Annotated in this window: 15 protein-coding genes; 8 read left to right on the top strand and 7 right to left on the bottom strand. The window is 68.2% G+C overall.

What is annotated here, in order from left to right; translation table 11 throughout:
• Positions 1-12: 12 nt before the first annotated feature.
• Together AC0L5F_RS08575 and AC0L5F_RS08570 are read right to left on the bottom strand one after the other, a co-directional pair.
• Positions 13-915 (bottom strand): SDR family NAD(P)-dependent oxidoreductase, encoded by a 903-nt coding sequence (locus AC0L5F_RS08575; RefSeq protein ID WP_473312904.1) that lies wholly within the window; start codon positions 913-915, stop codon positions 13-15.
• Positions 912-2,150: an acetyl-CoA C-acyltransferase gene (locus tag AC0L5F_RS08570; RefSeq protein WP_473312903.1), complete on the bottom strand. Its 1,239-nt coding sequence runs from the start codon at positions 2,148-2,150 to the stop codon at positions 912-914. The genes AC0L5F_RS08575 and AC0L5F_RS08570 overlap by 4 nt, the downstream gene beginning before the upstream one ends.
• Positions 2,151-2,253: 103 nt before the next feature.
• Here AC0L5F_RS08570 and AC0L5F_RS08565 point away from each other — a divergent pair, with 103 nt between their 5' ends.
• From AC0L5F_RS08565 to AC0L5F_RS08545, 5 genes are read left to right on the top strand one after another with little or no spacing between them, the layout of a single operon-like run.
• A complete protein-coding gene (locus AC0L5F_RS08565; protein WP_473312902.1) occupies positions 2,254-3,486 on the top strand; it encodes an acetyl-CoA acetyltransferase in 1,233 nt (410 codons plus the stop codon).
• A gap of 37 nt (positions 3,487-3,523) precedes the next feature.
• Entirely contained in the window at positions 3,524-5,041 is a 1,518-nt protein-coding gene (locus AC0L5F_RS08560; protein WP_473312901.1) for a carotenoid oxygenase family protein, read from the top strand.
• Positions 4,999-6,054, top strand: coding sequence for a winged helix-turn-helix transcriptional regulator (locus AC0L5F_RS08555; RefSeq protein ID WP_473312900.1), 1,056 nt, complete (start codon positions 4,999-5,001; stop codon positions 6,052-6,054). The genes AC0L5F_RS08560 and AC0L5F_RS08555 overlap by 43 nt, the downstream gene beginning before the upstream one ends.
• Positions 6,051-7,565, top strand: a complete 1,515-nt coding sequence (locus AC0L5F_RS08550) for an AMP-binding protein (RefSeq protein WP_473312899.1) — start codon at positions 6,051-6,053, stop codon at positions 7,563-7,565. The genes AC0L5F_RS08555 and AC0L5F_RS08550 overlap by 4 nt, the downstream gene beginning before the upstream one ends.
• A gap of 42 nt (positions 7,566-7,607) precedes the next feature.
• On the top strand, positions 7,608-8,324 hold the full coding sequence (locus AC0L5F_RS08545; protein WP_473312898.1) for a VOC family protein: 717 nt from the start codon (positions 7,608-7,610) through the stop codon (positions 8,322-8,324).
• Between the two features lie 27 nt (positions 8,325-8,351).
• On the opposite strand, the gene AC0L5F_RS08540 is transcribed toward AC0L5F_RS08545, so the two are convergent.
• The 3 genes from AC0L5F_RS08540 to AC0L5F_RS08530 form a co-directional block, all read right to left on the bottom strand.
• On the bottom strand, positions 8,352-8,771 hold the full coding sequence (locus AC0L5F_RS08540) for a hypothetical protein (RefSeq protein WP_473312897.1): 420 nt from the start codon (positions 8,769-8,771) through the stop codon (positions 8,352-8,354).
• Positions 8,772-10,078: 1,307 nt separating this feature from the next.
• Positions 10,079-11,665 carry an ATP-binding protein gene (locus AC0L5F_RS08535; RefSeq protein ID WP_473312896.1) on the bottom strand — a complete coding sequence of 529 codons (1,587 nt, stop codon included), beginning with the start codon at positions 11,663-11,665 and terminating at the stop codon, positions 10,079-10,081.
• A 556-nt stretch (positions 11,666-12,221) separates the two neighbouring features.
• Positions 12,222-12,920 (bottom strand): DUF5995 family protein, encoded by a 699-nt coding sequence (locus AC0L5F_RS08530; RefSeq protein WP_473312895.1) that lies wholly within the window; start codon positions 12,918-12,920, stop codon positions 12,222-12,224.
• Positions 12,921-12,985: 65 nt separating this feature from the next.
• Here AC0L5F_RS08530 and AC0L5F_RS08525 point away from each other — a divergent pair, with 65 nt between their 5' ends.
• Positions 12,986-13,309: a nuclear transport factor 2 family protein gene (locus AC0L5F_RS08525; protein ID WP_473312894.1), complete on the top strand. Its 324-nt coding sequence runs from the start codon at positions 12,986-12,988 to the stop codon at positions 13,307-13,309.
• Position 13,310: 1 nt separating this feature from the next.
• On the opposite strand, the gene AC0L5F_RS08520 is transcribed toward AC0L5F_RS08525, so the two are convergent.
• Entirely contained in the window at positions 13,311-14,777 is a 1,467-nt protein-coding gene (locus AC0L5F_RS08520; protein ID WP_473312893.1) for a hypothetical protein, read from the bottom strand.
• A 65-nt stretch (positions 14,778-14,842) separates the two neighbouring features.
• Positions 14,843-15,208: a TraR/DksA family transcriptional regulator gene (locus tag AC0L5F_RS08515; protein WP_473312892.1), complete on the bottom strand. Its 366-nt coding sequence runs from the start codon at positions 15,206-15,208 to the stop codon at positions 14,843-14,845.
• A 47-nt stretch (positions 15,209-15,255) separates the two neighbouring features.
• Here AC0L5F_RS08515 and AC0L5F_RS08510 point away from each other — a divergent pair, with 47 nt between their 5' ends.
• On the top strand, positions 15,256-15,933 hold the full coding sequence (locus tag AC0L5F_RS08510; protein WP_473312891.1) for a response regulator transcription factor: 678 nt from the start codon (positions 15,256-15,258) through the stop codon (positions 15,931-15,933).
• Positions 15,934-15,973: 40 nt separating this feature from the next.
• The gene (locus tag AC0L5F_RS08505; protein ID WP_473312890.1) at positions 15,974-17,254 is read left to right on the top strand and encodes a sensor histidine kinase; all 1,281 of its coding nucleotides are present in this window, start codon (positions 15,974-15,976) and stop codon (positions 17,252-17,254) included.
• Positions 17,255-17,260: the final 6 nt, after the last annotated feature.

The raw sequence follows: 17,260 nt of genomic DNA, 5'->3' as shown, positions 1-17,260 counted from the left end.
CGGCTGGGCGGGTCAGGTGAGCAGGTCGGCGGCGAAGTCCTGGAAGGCCTCCAGCGCGTGCGGGTAGGTGTGCGGCGTGCCCGATCGGCTGGTGGCGATCAGGTCGGACAACGTCTCGGGCGTGAGGTCGTCGGGGAGTCGGACGGTGCCGCCCTCGACCGAGTCGGCGACGCGCAGGCCGGACCCGGCGGCCACGATGACCTGCCCGTTGAGGGTCGAGGTCGGGTCGCACAGGGCGGTGACCACGGGGGCGACGAGGTCGGCGTCCATCGCGTCGGTGTACCGGGGGTCCATGCCCTCCTCGGTCATCTGGGTGGTCGCGTAGGGGAGCAGCACGTTGGTGAGCACCCCGCGGCGGGCACCCTCGGCGGCCACGGTGCGCCCCAGGGCGATCACCGCTCCCTTGCTGGCCGCGTACGCCGACACGGTCGGCTCGCCGTGCAGGCCGGCCGTGGAGGCCACCATCACGATGCGGCCCCGGCCGGCCTCGCGCATCACCCGCAGGGCGGCCGAGGCGACCATGGCGGTGCCGGTGACGTTGATGTCCATCACCCGGGCGAAGTTTTCGACGGTGGTCTTGTGGAACAGCTCGGGACTGCTGACGGCGGCGCTGGTGACGCAGATGTCGAGGCGGCCGTAGGTGTCCAGGGCCAGCTGCACCAGCGCCTCGCCGGTGGCCGGGTCGGCGACGTCGCCGTGGTTGGCCACGGCCGTGCCGCCGGCCGCGACGATCTCGTCGACCACGTGGTCGGCGGCGCTGCGGCCGTCGGCGTCGACCACCCGGTTGCGGTTGTTGACCACCACGGAGGCTCCGGCCGCGGCGAGGTCGAGGGCGAAGGCCCGCCCCAGGCCCTTGCCGCCGCCGGTGACGATGGCGACCTGGCCGTCGAGGCGGCGCTCGGTCGCGGCGCTCACGAGGCGACCCGCTCGACCAGCACGGCGATGCCGAGCCCGGCCGCACCGCTCACGGCGGCGACACCGTAGCGGCCGTCGCGGCGCTCCAGCTCCTCGATGCAGCTGCCGACGAGGATGGCGCCGGTGGCGCCGAACGCGTGGCCCATGGCCATCGTGCCGCCGTTGGGGTTCATGCGGTCGGGGCCGGCGTCGAGGTCGCGGCGGAACCGCAGGCACAGCGCCGAGAACGCCTCGGCGAACTCGAACACGTCGATGTCGGCGGGGGAGAGGCCGGCGCGAGCGATGACCTTCTCGACCGCGCTCTGCCCGGCGGTGAGCATGACCACGGGGTTCACCGAGGTCGAGGCGGCGCCGAGGATCCGGGCCCGGGGGGCGAGTCCGGATCGCTCGGCGGCCTCGGCCGTGCCGATCAGCAGCAGGGCCGATGCGTCGGCCATGGCCGGCGACGTGCCCACCGTGTGCAGGTGGTCGATGTGGTCGATGCCGTCGTACGCACCCGTCGCCGGAGTGCGATCCAGTGCATGGAGCGCGATGGCGTCCTGTCCGCCCTCGCCCAGCTCGGCGAATGCCGGCGGCAGGGCGGCCAGGCCCTCGAGCGTGGTGTCGGGACGGACCAGCTCGTCGTGGTCGAGTCCGGGTCCGTTCTCGGAGGCGGGCACGGGCACGAGTGAGCGGTCGAAGGCGCCGTGGGCGCGGGCCTTGGCCGCCTTCTGCTGGGTCTCGAGTCCGTAGGCGTCCAGCTGCTCGCGGGTGAAGCCCTCGAGGGTGGCGTTGAGGTCGGCGGCGATGCCCATGTGCACCGAGCCGATGGCGCGGATGACGTCGGGGTCGCCCCACAGGGGTCCGCGGTCGGTGAACATCGGCACGCGCGAGACGCTCTCGACGCCGCCGGCGACGGCCAGCTCGAGGTCGCCGGCTCGCATGCGACCGGCCACCTGGCCCACCGCGTCGACGCCGGACGCGCAGAACCGGTTGATGGTGCCGCCGGGCACCGAGTCGCCCCAGCCGGCGAGCAGCGCGGCGGTGCGCGCGATGTTGGCGCCCTGCTCGTCGACCTGCCCGGCGCAGCCGAGGATCACGTCGTCGACCTGCGAGACGTCGAGGTCGTTGCGCTCCACCAGCGCCTTCTGCAGGTGCACCACGAGGTCGGTGGGTGAGTGCGAGGCGAGCGATCCGCGCTGCGATGCCTTGCCTCGCGGGGTCCTCACGTAGTCGAGGACGAAGGCTTCGGTCATGGTTCCCCCATCACGGGTTGGAAGTTCATCTGGTGGAGATACTCTGTTAGTTGTAGTACGTTTGATGTGACCTGCGCAACCCCCCGACGGACAGGAGACGGCCATGACGGAGAACATCTGGGTGCTCGGTGGATACCAGAGCGACTTCGCCCGCAACCTCGTGCGCGAGGGCCTGGACTTCGCCGACCTGACCAGCGAGGTCGTGCAGCACACGCTCGAGTCGGCATCGGTCAACGGCCGCGACATCGGCGTCATCCACGTGGCCAACGCCTTCGGCCAGCTGTTCGCCGGACAGGGCCAGCTGGGCGCGATGCCGGCCACCGTCCACCCCGACCTGTGGGGCATCCCGTCGTCTCGCCACGAGGCCGCCTGCGCCTCGGGCAGCATCGCGGTGCTCGCCGCCATGGCCGACCTCCGTGCCGGCAACTACGACAGCGCGCTGGTCGTGGGCGTCGAGCTGGAGAAGACCGTCAGCGGCGACCAGGCCGCAGGCCACCTCGGCGCCGCCGCGTGGATCGGCCACGAGGGTCAGGACGCCACGTTCATGTGGCCGCACATGTTCAGCGAGGTCGCCGAGGAGTACGACGAGCGCTACGGCATCGACGAGGTGCACCTGCGCGCGATCGCCCAGATCAACTTCAAGAACGCCCGCAGCAACCCCAACGCCCAGACCCGCGAGTGGGACGTGCCCGACCTCATCGCCGGCTTCGGCCACGACGACGACAAGAACCCGGTCGTCGAGGGGCGCATCCGCCGCTTCGACTGCAGCCAGGTCACCGACGGCGGCGCCGGCGTGGTGCTGGTCAACGACTCGTGGCTGCGCGACCACCCCGGCGCCGTCGCCACGCCGCTGGGTCGCGTGCTCGGCTGGGGCCACCGCACCGTGGGCCTCGGTCTGCAGCAGAAGCTGGACCGCGACAAGGACAACCCCTACGTGCTGCCGCACCTGCGCGACGCCGTCAACGACGCGTTCGACCGCGCAGGCATCACCCTCGACGCGCTCGACGGGCTGGAGACGCACGACTGCTTCACCCCCAGCGAGTACGTGGCCATCGACCACATCGGCCTCACCGGCCCGGGCGAGTCGTGGAAGGCCATCGAGAACGGCGAGATCGAGATGGGCGGCACGCTGCCCATCAACCCCAGCGGCGGACTGATCGGCGGCGGCCACCCGGTGGGTGCCAGCGGCATCCGCATGCTGCTCGACGCCGCCAAGCAGGTCAGCGGCACCGCCGACGAGTACCAGGTCGAGGGCGCCCAGACCTTCGGCACCCTGAACTTCGGCGGCAGCACCGCCACGACGGTCAGCTTCGTCGTCGGCGCCACACCCGCCTGATCCCCCACCCTGAACCAGCAGAACAGAAGGAACCCAGATGGACGTCGAAGTCGTCGGTCGCCTGTTGTCCACCCTCCCGGAGGACGACGACCACCCCTACCGCACGGGGCCGTGGCAGCCGCAGACCACCGAGTGGAAGGCCGACGACCTGCAGGTCGTCGAGGGCGAGATCCCCTCGGACCTCGACGGCGTCTACCTGCGCAACACCGAGAACCCGGTGCACCCGTCGATGAAGAACTACCACCCGTTCGACGGCGACGGCATGGTGCACGTGGTGGGCTTCCGCGACGGCAAGGCGTTCTACCGCAACCGGTTCGTGCGCACCGACGGGCTGGCCGCCGAGCAGGAGGCTGGCAAGGCGCTGTGGGCGGGGTTGGCCGAGCGCCCTTCGATGACGCTGGCCGACCACGGCTGGGGTGCGCGCACCCGCATGAAGGACGCGTCGAGCACCGACGTGCTCGTGCACCGCGGCACCGCGCTCACCAGCTTCTACCAGTGCGGAGACCTGTACCGCCTCGACCCGATGTCGGCCGAGACCCTCGGCAAGGAGACCTGGAACGGCAAGTTTCCCTTCGAGTGGGGCGTCTCGGCGCACCCCAAGGTCGACGAGCGCACCGGCGAGATGCTGTTCTTCAACTACAGCAAGGAGGCGCCGTACATGCACTACGGCGTCGTCGACGAGAACAACGACCTGAGCCACTACATCGACGTGCCGCTGCCGGGCCCGCGCCTGCCGCACGACATGGCGTTCACCGAGAACTATGCGATCGTCAACGACTGCCCGCTGTTCTGGGACCCCGAGGCGCTCAAGCAGGACGCGCACGTGGCCAGCTTCCACCCCGACATGCCGATGCGCCTGGGCGTCATCCCGCGCAAGGGTCGGACCGAGGACATCCGCTGGTTCGATGCTGAGGCCACCTACGTGCTGCACTGGGTCAACGCCTACGAGGAGGGCGACGAGATCGTTCTCGACGGCTTCTTCCAGGGCGACCCGGAGCCGGCCGACAACGGCATGGGCAACGCGTGGGAGCGGGCGTTCCGCTTCCTGGCGTTGGACCGCATGCAGTCGCGGCTGCACCGCTGGCGCCTGAACCTCAAGACCGGTGAGGTCAAGGAGCAGCAGCTCAGCGACTCCATCACCGAGTTCGGCATGATGAACGGCTCGTACACCGGCGGCAAGTACCGCTACGCGTATGCCGCGAGCGGCAAGCCGTCGTGGTTCCTGTTCGACGGCCTGGTCAAGCACGACCTGCTGACGGGCTCGGAGGAGCGCTACGGCTTCGGCGACAACGTCTACGGCAGCGAGACCGCCATGGCGCCGCGCGTGGGCAGCATCGCCGAGGACGACGGCTACCTGATCACGATCACCACCGACATGAACACCGACGAGTCGTACGCGGTGGTCTTCGACGCCGCGGGGGTGGCCGACGGTCCCATCTGCAAGCTCAAGCTGCCCGAGCGCGTCTCCAGCGGCACCCACTCCACCTGGGCGGCCGGCGAGGACCTGCGCCGGTGGCAGACGGCCGACACGGCCGCAGAAGCGGTGGGGCTGTAGCCATCGACACCGACGCGATCGACCTCGACGCCGCCGCCGCGCTGCTCCAGACGCAGCCCACGGCGCTGGAGCCCGGCGCGGCCAACGCGGTCGGCCGGATGCTGGGCCTGCTCGGCGACGAGTGGACGCTGCTGATCATCCGCGAGGCGTTGCAGGGCGTGGGCCGGTTCGGCCAGCTGATGTCGGCGCTGCCGATCTCCAACTCGGTGCTGACCGGCCGGCTCAACCTGCTGGTGCGCAACGGCCTGCTGCGTCGCCACATCTACCAGACCAACCCGCTGCGGGCCGAGTACCTGGTCACCGATCGCAGCCGTGCCCTCTGGCCGTTCATGCTGGCCATCTGGGACTGGGAGCGCCGGTGGGTCGACGACCACGCCGACCAGTTGCCGGCCATGCGGCACGACGCCTGCGGTGCCGAGTTCTCGCCGATGCTGACCTGCGGGTCGTGCGGCAAGGCCGTCGAGGCCAAGGACGTGGCGGCCGAGTGGGGCCCCAGCGGCACGTGGGAGCGGTCAGTGCCCGAGTCGGCCACCCGGCGTCGCTCCGACCCAGACCCGTCGCGATCGTCGGCCGGGCTGTTTCCGGAAACCATGATGGTGTTCGGCAACCGCTGGTCGTCGGCGCTGCTGGGTGCGGCGTTCCGCGGCGTCACTCGGTTCTCGGACTTCGAGTCCTACCTCGGCGCCCCGCCCACCGTGATCGCCGAACGGATCAAGGCGTTCTGCGCCCACGACATCCTCGTGGCCACCCAGAACGCGCAGCGGCCCGACTGGGCCGAGTACCGCCTGACCGAGAAGGGTCGCGCCTTCTACCCCGTCATCGCCGCCTCGCTGCAGTGGGCCGCCGAGTGGTTCCACGCCCCCGAGGGCCCGGCCCTGGTGCAGCACCACCGCGGCTGCGGCGAGCCCTTCGACGCCACGTTCCGCTGCGACCAGTGCCACGAGGTGCTGGCCGGTCACGAGGTCACGATCGTCGAGCGTGACACCCCCACCCCCCGAGAGGACGCCCCATGAGCCACCAGAGCCTCGCGGACGTGATCCGCACCAACGCCAAGCAGTTCGCTGATTCTCCGGCCATCGTGGGCGAGGGTCGCCCCGTCACGTACGCCGAGCTGGGGGAGCGGTCCGACCGGATCGCCAGCGGTCTGGTGGCCGCCGGGCTCGAGGTCGGCGACCGCGTGGCCTACCTGGCCCGCAACGCCACCGAGTACTGGGAGCTGTTCTTCGCAGCCGCCAAGGCCGGCGTCGTGATCGTGCCGCTGAACTTCCGGCTGTCGGCCGACGAGATCAGCTGGATCCTCGGCGACGCTGACCCGGCCGCCATCCTGGTCGAGGACCACCTGACCAGCCACGTGCCGGCCGACTGGGACGGACTCAAGCTGGTCTTCGCGCAAGGGAAAGATGCTGAGGTCCCCGCCGGGTGGCAGGCGCTCGAGGAGTGGGTGGCCGCACAGGACACCGTCGATCCACAGCGCGAGCAGACCGGTGACGCGCTCGCCTCGATGATGTACTCCTCCGGCACCACGGGCCGCCCGAAGGGCGTCACCACCACGGTCGGCGGGTTCTTGTGGGCGGTCGAGGCGTTCGGCGGACTGTTCGGTCCGACGCCTGACTCGGTGAGCCTCGTGCCGACGCCGTACTACCACATCGCCGCCGGGGGCTGGTCGCTCATCGCGCTGGCCGCGGGCGGTCGCATCGTGCAGTTCACCGAGGTCACGCCGCAGAACATGCTGGGCCTGATGGTGGGGCACAAGGCCACCCACGTGATCATGGTGCCCACGGTGATGCAGTTGTTCATCACCAGCCCGGAGGCGTCGCAGGCCGACTACTCCAGCGTCGAGCACGTGGTCTACGGCGGCTCGCCGATCTCCGAGACGGTCATGCTCGGCGCGCAGAAGACCTTCGGTGCGCAGCTGTCGCAGAGCTACGGCCTGACCGAGACGGTCGGCGTCACCACGTTCCTGCGGCCCGAGGACCACGTGGTCGGGCCCGACAGCAAGCTGCGCTCGGCCGGCCGCGCCGTGCCCGGCCTGGAGGTCGCGATCTTCGACCCCGAGACCGGCGAGCAGATGCCCACCGGCGAGGTCGGCGAGGTCGTCACCCGCGGGCCCGGCGTCACGAAGTCCTACTGGCGCAACCCCGAGGCGACCGCGGCCGCGTTCTGGCCGGGTGGCTGGTTCCGCACCGGCGACGCCGGCTACATGGACGCCGAGGGCTACGTGTTCCTCAAGGACCGCATCAAGGACCTGCTGATGAGCGGCGGCGAGAACATCTACCCCGCCGAGGTCGAGAACGCGATCATGGCGCACCCCGCCGTGCAGGAGGTCGCCGTCATCGGCGTGCCGTCCGAGCGCTGGGGCGAGACGCCGTTGGCGGTGGTGGTGCCCAAGGCGGGCCAGACCATCGACGGCGACGAGCTCGATCAGCTTCACCCGCGAGCGGCTGGCGCACTACAAGTGCCCGACCGCCGTCGAGGTGATCGAACAGCTGCCCCGGAACCCGTCCGGGAAGGTGCTCAAGCGTGAGCTGCGTGCTCCGCACTGGGCAGGACACGACAGGAGTATCGGATGAAGCACGGAACGTTCCCCATCATTCGCCAGGTCATCATCGGCGCCGGCGACATGGAGGTCGCCAGCAAGGAGATGCGCGAGGCGTTCGGCCTGGCCAAGGGCTTCGCCGACCCGCTCCTCGAGGGCATCAACATGGACGACGAGACGTTCCGCGTGGGCGACGAGTCGCACCTGGAGATCGTGGGCGCGCTGACCGACGAGGCTCCGATCGCCGCCTGGTGCAAGAAGGTCGGCGGTGGAGGCGGCTACGGCCTGGCCATCCAGGTGCCAGACCTCGGCCCGTTCGAGGAGCGCGCCGAGTCGCTCGGTGCCCGCAAGATCGAGGACCTGGTGGTCTACGAGCGCCGCATCGTGCAGCTGCACCCCGGCGACCTGGGCATCCTGGTCGAGCTCGACGAGATCCCGCAGGCCGAGCAGTGGTTCTGGGACGACGTCGAGGCTGACGTCTCCGAGAACCCGGTCATCGACGACGTGCTCGCCGTCGAGATCACCAACCCGGACCCCGAGGCCCTGGCCCAGAAGTGGTCCGTCCTGTTCGACGTCCCGGTCGAGACCGTCGACGGCGTGCTGACGGTCGCCATCGGCGCCCGCACCGCCCGCTTCGTCAAGGGCGACGCCAAGATGATGACCGGCTGCGACGTGCAGGTGGCCGACGGCGTCGACCCCGACAGCCGCCAGGTCACCGTCAGCGGCGTGAACTTCACGCTGGTCTGAGCCGCGGCGCGGCTCGGCCCGTTCCCGTCAGGAAGCGGCTCGCCTCACCAGAGACGTGAGCTGCTTCTTGACGGTGGCGTCCATCGCGGTGACGGCGAAAGCCGTGGGCCAGATGTGGCCGTCGTCGAGGTTGGCCGGCTCGTTGAAGCCAACCTCGGCATAGCGCGGTGTGAACTTCGAGGCCGTCTTGAAGAATAGGACCACCTTGCCGTCCTTGGCGTAGGCTGGCATCCCGTACCAGATATTCGGTGCCATCTCTGGTGCCTTCTTCGCGACTATCGAGTACAACGTCTCGGCGATGACCCGTCGTCGTCGGGCATCTCGGAGATCTTCGCGAGCGTCCTCCATTTCCTCCGCAGGATCCCGCGGTTCGCCAGCTCGGCCGTGCGGGCGAGGCCCGAGCGGAAGAGCCATCGAGCCGGGGTTGCCCGTAGGGTTCCAGAGCATGTCGGGGAAGCATCTCGCCCGTGAGTGGCGGGCGGATCAGCTGACCACGACTCGGCCGACTGGACGGTCGAACTCTCAAAGGCCCTCGAGGTAGTCGCCGCCTAATCGGATTTTTCGTGTTTACGCGATCGATGCCAAATGGCCGCATAGTTGACGGGGAAAGAATTTACCGGAGCCGCCACCGCGCTGCCTGCTTGCTGTCTGCCTATAAGCACGTGAACCTGAGGAATTACCCAGCCTCCCGTACCGGTCGACAGATGTCGCTCGTGCAAAATCCTATAGTCGGAATCGGTCATCCACCTTGCCTCGACGTTTGAGACAGTGGTGAGCCTGAGCATCTCTGCGAGTGAAATGTTCCGCGAGCTCACGGTTCTAGATCCGAGCAACCGGATTTTGCAGTCGGTGCTCGCGCGGACCCGCTGCAGAAATGTCCGGAGGGGTTCGATGTCGCGATACATGTAGCGGTCAGACCAGATTACAGAGTGCGCTCCCGCGATCAGTTCACAGAACTTTGAAACACTCCGTGCTTCATCATCGGGCCAGGACGGATCATTGGTTGTGTCCGATTTGAGTTGCTGACTCAATCGCCCGAAAAGCCTAGTTGGGCCCTCTTCCGTCACCAATCCGTACACAGCGCATCTCGCAGCATAGGAATCTTGATTCCGGTCGGTGACCCTTTCTTCAATGATGTGGCCCGCGGCTCTACGCACATCGGTAATAAACGAGGAGTCCTGCTCGAATCGGTCAGCAAGCGGAACAGGGTCAAATTCGTTTCGCGACGATGCTCTATTCACTAGAAGTGCTGAACTACCGAACCACGAGCGCTTCGTGGCATTTTCGCTGATGTCGAGCGCAGGAGGCTCGATTGGTTCAACCCTCGACATCAGGGGACTTCCGGGTCCCGGGCGGATTATTGGAGTGCTGCAGCGGGAGGTGAATAGGGCGCCGACATCTTGCGCATACTCGCTGTCTATCAGTCGGCTGCCAAGCCATGCTTGGAAGCGACCACCCTGAGATCGTGCGATGGCGCGGTCGTAGGAATCAAAAACAATCTGTGCTGACCCGTGGGATTGCACTGACTCCAAAATGCGACTCTCGATCGCCTTCCACTCGGGTAGTCGAGTGGCGTCAGTGAACTCGTTTCCATCGACGAAGACCCCAGACTCCCCGAGTACGTCGATAAGCATCCTGGCGAGATGCGTTTTCCCGATTCTTGGTGCGAGTCTTAGCAATAGCTTCTCACCTCCGAGGAGGCGGTATGCGATGCCTTCTACCCAAGCTTCGATTGTGTTCGACACTTCAGTTTCTTATTTCTGATTGAGTGCTTCGATTGCTGCGGCGATGCGTGCCGTGTGGTCGGCAAAACAAAGTCCATAGGCGATCGAGTGCATCATCGAGTCGGGATCCTCGCGGAGGAGCATAAGTCCAAGTTCGCGTTCCTCGGTATCGGAGGAAAAGTAGAGTCTGAGAAGTGCCGCCTCGCTCGGAAACCACTCGGTAAATGAGTCCAGCACATCCTTCGCTTGGTCATGGGGCCCGCCGTATTCGCGCGAGTTGAACGCGCCCTCCAGCATCTCGGAGGTGAGGTGAAACGGGAGGGTTTCTGGAGTGCGGGATCGTGCGGCAATCGAACACGCTCGTCTTGTCAGCAAGGGGTGGCCGCCGTAGACCTGAAACAATCTGTCAACTTCTTCATGCCCGCGAATGCGCACACCCATTCGCCTGCCGAGCGATCGAACCATTTCAGCCATTTCGTCACGTGGCATAGGTGCGAGCCAGACTAGACGAACGAGCTTGTATAGAAGGTTGTCCTTCTCGTCGTCGAGGAGTGGTCTTTCGAATAGCGCTGGATCCACGCCTGCGCACAGCAGAGCAAGTCGATCTTGTTCTTGGAACAGGCTTCGCAACTGAACAAAGGATCGGAACAGTTCCTGTGACTCTCGGGGGTCAAGATTAGATCTCGGAGGGAATGCTTGATCGACCTCGTCGACGATGATTACTGCAGGAAGTTCCAAGGGCTGAAGAAGGTCGCGAACGTCTTGAATCCAGGATGTCGCAGTGTCCGCCAGGTCAAGCCGTCGTCTACCGTCGCGAGTGAGAGTTCGGAGACGGGGGCGGAAGTCTTCGCTTCCTGAGACACGGCTGACTGCTAGCCACAAACCTTCCAGCACCGTCGATCGAAACTGCTCTGCGGTAACAATCTCGCTGACGTCGACGCGGACTGTAGCGTTTCGTGGGTCGTCTGCCCGAAGTGAGGCTAGGGCATTGAGAAGAGAGGTCTTGCCGGCCTTTCGTAGGCCGAAGATCCCAACTGATACCACTCTTTTGAGGTCGGATGCGATCGCTTCAATTTCGGCTTGGCGGCCGTAGAACCCGCTCGGATCTCGAACGGGTGTTGTTAGATCGAAATGATCGACGGAGGCTACGGAGTGCGCGATAAGGGTGTGAAGTAGGGGTGATTCGCCACTACGAATCTGATCCAGGTCAACGGTGACGATCGCCATTTCCCCGGCCCGCCTTCGGGTCGTGTCTTTGACGCGTTTGTCTCGGCTGACGAGCAACGCGACATCTGGCTCCACCCGCATATCTCGGCGAACTCGCCCCTGCATTGACGAGAGGGTGCGTGGCTCCACATCCTCGTACTCGGTGTACAGGACTTGGATCTCTCGATTGAGATCGAAAATTGTCTGTTGATGGGATGGCAGGGTGATATTGATCCACCACCGCGTCGGGCTCGCGTCCTGCTCGAACCTCCACACCCCGACCTCGCTCCGTCGTAGAAAGTCGAGGAATTCGTCGGCGCCAGCGCACGAACGTCGGAACTGTTCTCGATGACGCTCTAGAAGCCGCTGATTTCGAGTCGTTCCAGCTCGACCATCGTTGGAGTCCGGCATTTGTGCATCGTAGCGGCCGCAACGGTCGCCACCATGGCATCGAACCTTTCGTCACCGACTGCAGTCCACGGTGCGGTTGCAATCGATGCTCGTCCAGAAGTTTGTTCTTCAACACTTGGTCGCTGGCGTCGCGTGTGACGCTTAGACAATCCGGTACCCAGCGGGCATCTGTTGTGCGCCATCTGGTCGTGAGTGTAGGCAATCGCGTCGGGTCGGGTGTCGCGACGATCACTGCTTCGGGGGGCTCGTCCGCTCGTCGAAGGGGGCGCGGATGACGACGGGCTGAACCATGCTGCCCAGTTCTTGGGGAAGTTTCGATGTCGGCTGGATAGACGTTCTCGCCGCCGGACGGAGGCGGTCACACTATTCGGTCGTGCTTGGGAGGACGCCATTGGCGTTGCTTGTGCCCGCTCCGGAGCGGAGTCTGTCGTCCTTCGTGGCGGTCGATTCTGTAACCTCGGGTTGCTCCGGCACTTCGTGACGATGTCGCCGGCGGCGTCGATCCCGACAGCCGCCAGGTCACGGTCAGTGGGGGAGTTCCACGCTGGTCTGACTCTCAGAGCAGGATCCCCCGGTTCGCCAGCTCGACCGTGCGGGCGAGACCCGATCGGAAGAGGCGGTCGAGCCGGGGGTTGTCGGCGAGGTTCCAGAGCATCTCGGCGCTGTCCCAGGCGGCCATGCGGGCGAGGTGGATGCCGAACATCTGCAGGGCGTCGTCGACGCGTCCGGCCATCTGGTCGATCCGCGCGAGGCTGCCGGTCATGAACCACTCGCGGATAGTCTCGGCGGCCTCGGCCAGCAGCTCGTTGGTGCGGGTGTAGTCCGAGTACTGCGGGGTGTCCTCGTCGGGGATCACCACCAGCTCGCGGCAGGTGCCGACCACGGCCAAGGGCAGGTCGTGTGAGATGTGCGCGTTCATCCCGGCGAGCGCGAACTGGATCGGCATCGTGTTCGGCTTCTCGCGATCGTTGAACAACGGCGCCCAGGCCCGCGGGATCTCGGCGCCCTCCAGCGACGCGGCGTACGCGCCGAAGTACAGGTTCGCGAAGTGCACGTCGAGGCGTTCGAGGAACTCGCCGGCCAGGAACTCGCGCGAGTCGACCGACGCGGCGACCAGCTCGGTGACGTGCTGGTACATCCGGTTGAAGTTCGCGACGCCGTCGGCCGCGGGCAGCGACCGGTCGATCACGTCCATCCGCTCGAGCACGTCGTCGATGGTGTTGGCGCCTGCCCACTCCGCTGCTGTGAGGGTCATCGCGTCCTCCGTCCGGCCTGATCCGTGCGCCGCAATCTGTCAGCGGTCACTCCTATCGTGGCAGCATGAGCAGCCATCCGGACGTGATTTCCCGGTACTACGACGCAGCGGCCGGTGGCGACCTCGACGCCGTCCTCGCCTGCTTCGTCCCTGACGCGCACGTCCTCGACGAGGACAAGCACTACAACGGGATCGCCGAGATCCGGGGGTGGCGCGAGAATGTCGCGTCCGCTTTCACCTACACGACCCAGATCACCGGGATCGAGCACGTGGGCCCCGATGAGCACGTCGTCTCCACCCATCTGGAAGGCGACTTCCCCGGCGGGGTGGTCGATCTGGAGCAGCGGTTCACCCTGCGCGGCGACCTCATCTCCGAGCTGCTGATCTGACTCAGACGCGACTGCCGGTGTACCCGAGCACGGCGGCCAGGCCGAGCGCGCTGCGCGGCTCGTAGGCAGTCCGCCACAGGCCACCGTGCACGGCGGCGAAGGCCTCGTCCTGCCACGGGTGGTCGTGGGTCGGGGCTTCGGTGTTGAGGTCGTGGACGAGCAGTGCTGCCATCAGCACGTTGGCGGTGCCGGGCTCGAAGACCTCGACGCCGAAGCGGTGCGCGCCCGCGAACGCCGCGGCCAGGGCGCGGCTCTTGACCACGGACCGGGTGCGGGTCGAGGGCGCGACGTGGAACGAGACCGTCTGCCCGTCGCGTCGAGCGGCCGTGGCACGCCACCGCTGGATGCGCTTGGCCAGCGCGTAGTTCGGGCCCTGGACGGGCACCAGAGCATCACCGATTCCGGGGTCGGCGGCCGGCGGGTACGCCCGGTGCAGCAGGCGGCCACGGGACGCCCAGCTCAACGGCCGGCCGAGTGTCTTCGCCGTCGCCGAGCGTCGCGACCACGCGTCGTTGGAGTGCTCCACCGCTTCGCGCGGCACCACGAACACGTCGGTGGGCGTGGCCAGGAAGGCGAGCGCCGTGTCCGGACGGGCGAGCGTGAGCCGCCGGCCGAGCACGTCGGCGGCCACCGAGACCAGCACGTGCGAGCCGCCGTCGGCATACAGGTAGTTGCCCAGGACCAGCCGACCGTCGAGCGATCCCAACCAGTCAGCGACGGCAGGAACGTCGGCCACCAGGTCGACGCCGGCAGAGGCCGCGATCCCTTCGGACGCCACGTCGGCGTCCGGCCGGACCGGAACCAGGAGTCGACCGGCGCTGTCCTCGGCGGTCTGCACGACCCGCTCCCAGACCGACGCGACGGGCAGGTCGACCGCCGCCACCGTCGCTCCCCACCTCAGCAGGGCGGTGAGGGGTCCCATCTCGGCGCCGGCGCCGAGCACGGCGACCGTCTGCCCGGGCAGGGCCAGCCGCTCGGGATGCGCAGCCACCTCCATGACGGCGTCCACCGCCGACGGTTCCAGCACCCCGTCGCGAGCCCACTGCTCCAGCTGCGCGCCCAGAGCGGCCCCACCCAGGCGCTTGCCGCGATGAGGAAGGGTGAACTCGGTGTCCGGTTCGCGTCGGCCGCGGACCTCGGCGGTGTCGAGGGCGCCGGCGCTCGGCATCTGCATCACCGCGCTGATCGGCAGGTCCTCACCGGACTGGTCGATGACCCGCATGCGGGTGTGCACCGACTCGAGGCCGGCGTCGGCGATCGCCCACCACGCTTCGGGTTCGGCGAGCCCGGCCTCGACCAGCCGTCGCAGGTGCAGCAGGTAGCGGCTGCGCCACGCCGTCTCCTGCTCGGCGGACCGACTGCCGACGGGATCCACTCCCCGGAGCGCGTCGGCGACGATGGCGCGGCCTGTGGCCGTCGTGCTCCGACTGCCGTCGGGCTGGGCGGGAAATGCGATACCGGGCGTCATGAATCTCATCATGCGTCACGCGGGGGTCCGCGCCCTGAAGCGCAGCGCGGCGACGGCCCCGGTGCTCACTGCGCGGACGCGCAGCGGATGCAGGTCCGTGCCGTGGGACGCGCCCGCAGCCGGTCGTCGCCGATCGGCTCACCGCATCGTTCGCACGTCCCGTGAGTACCGTCCTCGAGTCGCTGGACGGCGGCGTCGATCTCGGCCAGGTGGAGCTTCGCCTGCTGGACGAGCGCGCCGATCTGTGAGCGCTCGAACGCGATCGTCGCGCCTTCCGGGTCGTGCTCGTCGTCGGCGTTGGTGTCGCGCGAGGCCTCCACCACCGACTCGTGATCGCTCGTCAGCGTGGCCAGGCGGGCGGCCGTCGTCCGCCGTTCCTCCTCTAGCTGATCGCGATGTTCCACGCCTCCATGGTCGCCGATCCCCGCCACCGCGTCCCTTCAGCGCTGCTTCAGCATCGCTCGGCGAGAATGGCAGGGTGCGCATCCTGATCGTCGACGACGAGGTCTCGCTGGTCGAAGGCGTGCGACGCGGGCTGGTGGCCGAAGGCTTCGCGGTCGACGTCGCCCACGACGGCATCGACGGCCTCTGGTACGCCCGGGAGAACACCTACGACGCGATCGTGCTGGACCTGATGATGCCGGGGATGAGCGGCTGGAAGGTCTGTGCCGCGCTTCGAGACGAGGGCGACTGGACGCCGATCCTCATGCTCACGGCCCGCGACGGCGACTGGGACCAGGTGGAGTCCTTCGCCGGCGGGGCCGACGACTACGTGACCAAGCCGTTCTCGTTCGCGGTGCTGGTCGCGCGGCTGCGCGCCCTGGTGCGTCGCGGTGCCCCGGAGCGCCCGGCGGTGCTGACCGCCGGCGACCTGAGCCTGGACCCGGGGACCCGCAAGGTCGACCGCGGCGGCACCGCCATCGACCTGACCAGCCGCGAGTTCGCGGTGCTGGAGTTCCTGCTGCGACGCGCCGGGCAGGTCGTGTCCAAGCGGGAGGTCATCGACAACGTCTGGGACGACGACTTCGACGGCGACCCCAACATCGTCGAGGTCTACGTGGGCCACCTGCGGCGCAAGGTCGACCGCCCGTTCGGCAGCACGTCGATCGAGACCGTCCGTGGGGCGGGCTACCGGCTGGTCGAGACCAGTGGCTGAGCGGCGCGGTCCACGTCTGCGGCTGCCGAGGTCACTGCGCGTGCGGATCACGCTGGGCGCGGTGGTCGTCGTGGCGGTGGCGCTGGTGCTGGGCGCGGTCGCCTTCGGCGCCGCCCTCGACCACAGCCTGCGTGCCGACGCCGAGAACACCGCCGAGACCGCCGCCGAGGCCCTGGTGGTCGCGGTCGAGCGCGACGGCCCCTCCGCGGTCACCACCCTCGACGACCAGGTCGCGGTGCTCGTCGGCGCGGACGGCGCGGTCGTCGCGGCGTCCGAGGAGGTGGAGGGCGCCTCGCTGCCGGTGCGCGACGACCCCTACGAGGTCACCATCGACGACGAGCCGTACCTCGTGGTGTCCGACGATCTCGACGATGGCAGCCACGTCGTCGTCGCCAGCTCGTTGGAGATCGACCGGGAGGTCAGCGGCACCGTCGTGCGGCTCCTGCTCGTGGCGATCCCGCTGCTGGTCGTGATGGTGGGCGTGGTGATCTGGCTCGTCGTGGGACGCGCGCTCGCGCCGGTCTCGCGCATGCGGTCGGAGGTCGACGCCATCGGCGCGGACCAGCTCGGCCGCCGCGTGCCCGAACCGCCGGTGGACGACGAGGTCGGGCGCCTCGCGCACACCATGAACCGGATGCTCGGCCGGCTGGAGGACTCCCAGACCGCCCAACGGCGGTTCGTGTCCGACGCCTCGCACGAGCTGCGGTCGCCGCTCGCGACCCTGCGCCAGCACGCCGAGCTCGCCCAGACGCACCCCGAGGTCACCAGCACCGACGAGCTGGCCCGGGTGGTGATCGACGAGGGCGAGCGACTGCAGCAGATCGTCGAGGCGATGCTGCTGCTCGCCCGCCTGGACGAGGGCGCCCCGCGCAGCGCGACGGCGGTCGATCTCGACGACCTCGCCGGGTCCGAGGTCGCGCGCCTGCGGTCGACGGCGCGCGAGCTCACCGTCGACGGCTCGTCGATCGGCGCAGCCCGCGCGCAGGGTGACGAGCGGCTGCTCGGTCAGCTGGTGCGCAACCTGGTGGACAACGCCGCCCGCCACGCCGAGGGACGGATCGCGGTGGGTGTGGTGCACGACGGATCAACCGTGCGCCTGACCGTCGACGACGACGGCTCCGGCGTCCCCGCGGCGGATCGCGAACGGGTCTTCGAGCGGTTCGTGCGCCTGGACGAGGGGCGGGCGCGCGACGCCGGCGGCAGCGGGCTCGGTCTCGCGATCGTCCGTGCGATTGCCCGGATCCACGGCGGCGACGCGCGGGTCGAGGAGTCGCCGTGGGGTGGGGCGCGGTTCGTGGTGACCCTGCCGTCCGGTTCCTGAATCGGG

The organism is Aeromicrobium sp. 10G20-16, from assembly GCF_055809665.1.
This window is presented reverse-complemented; position numbering and strand designations above follow the sequence as displayed.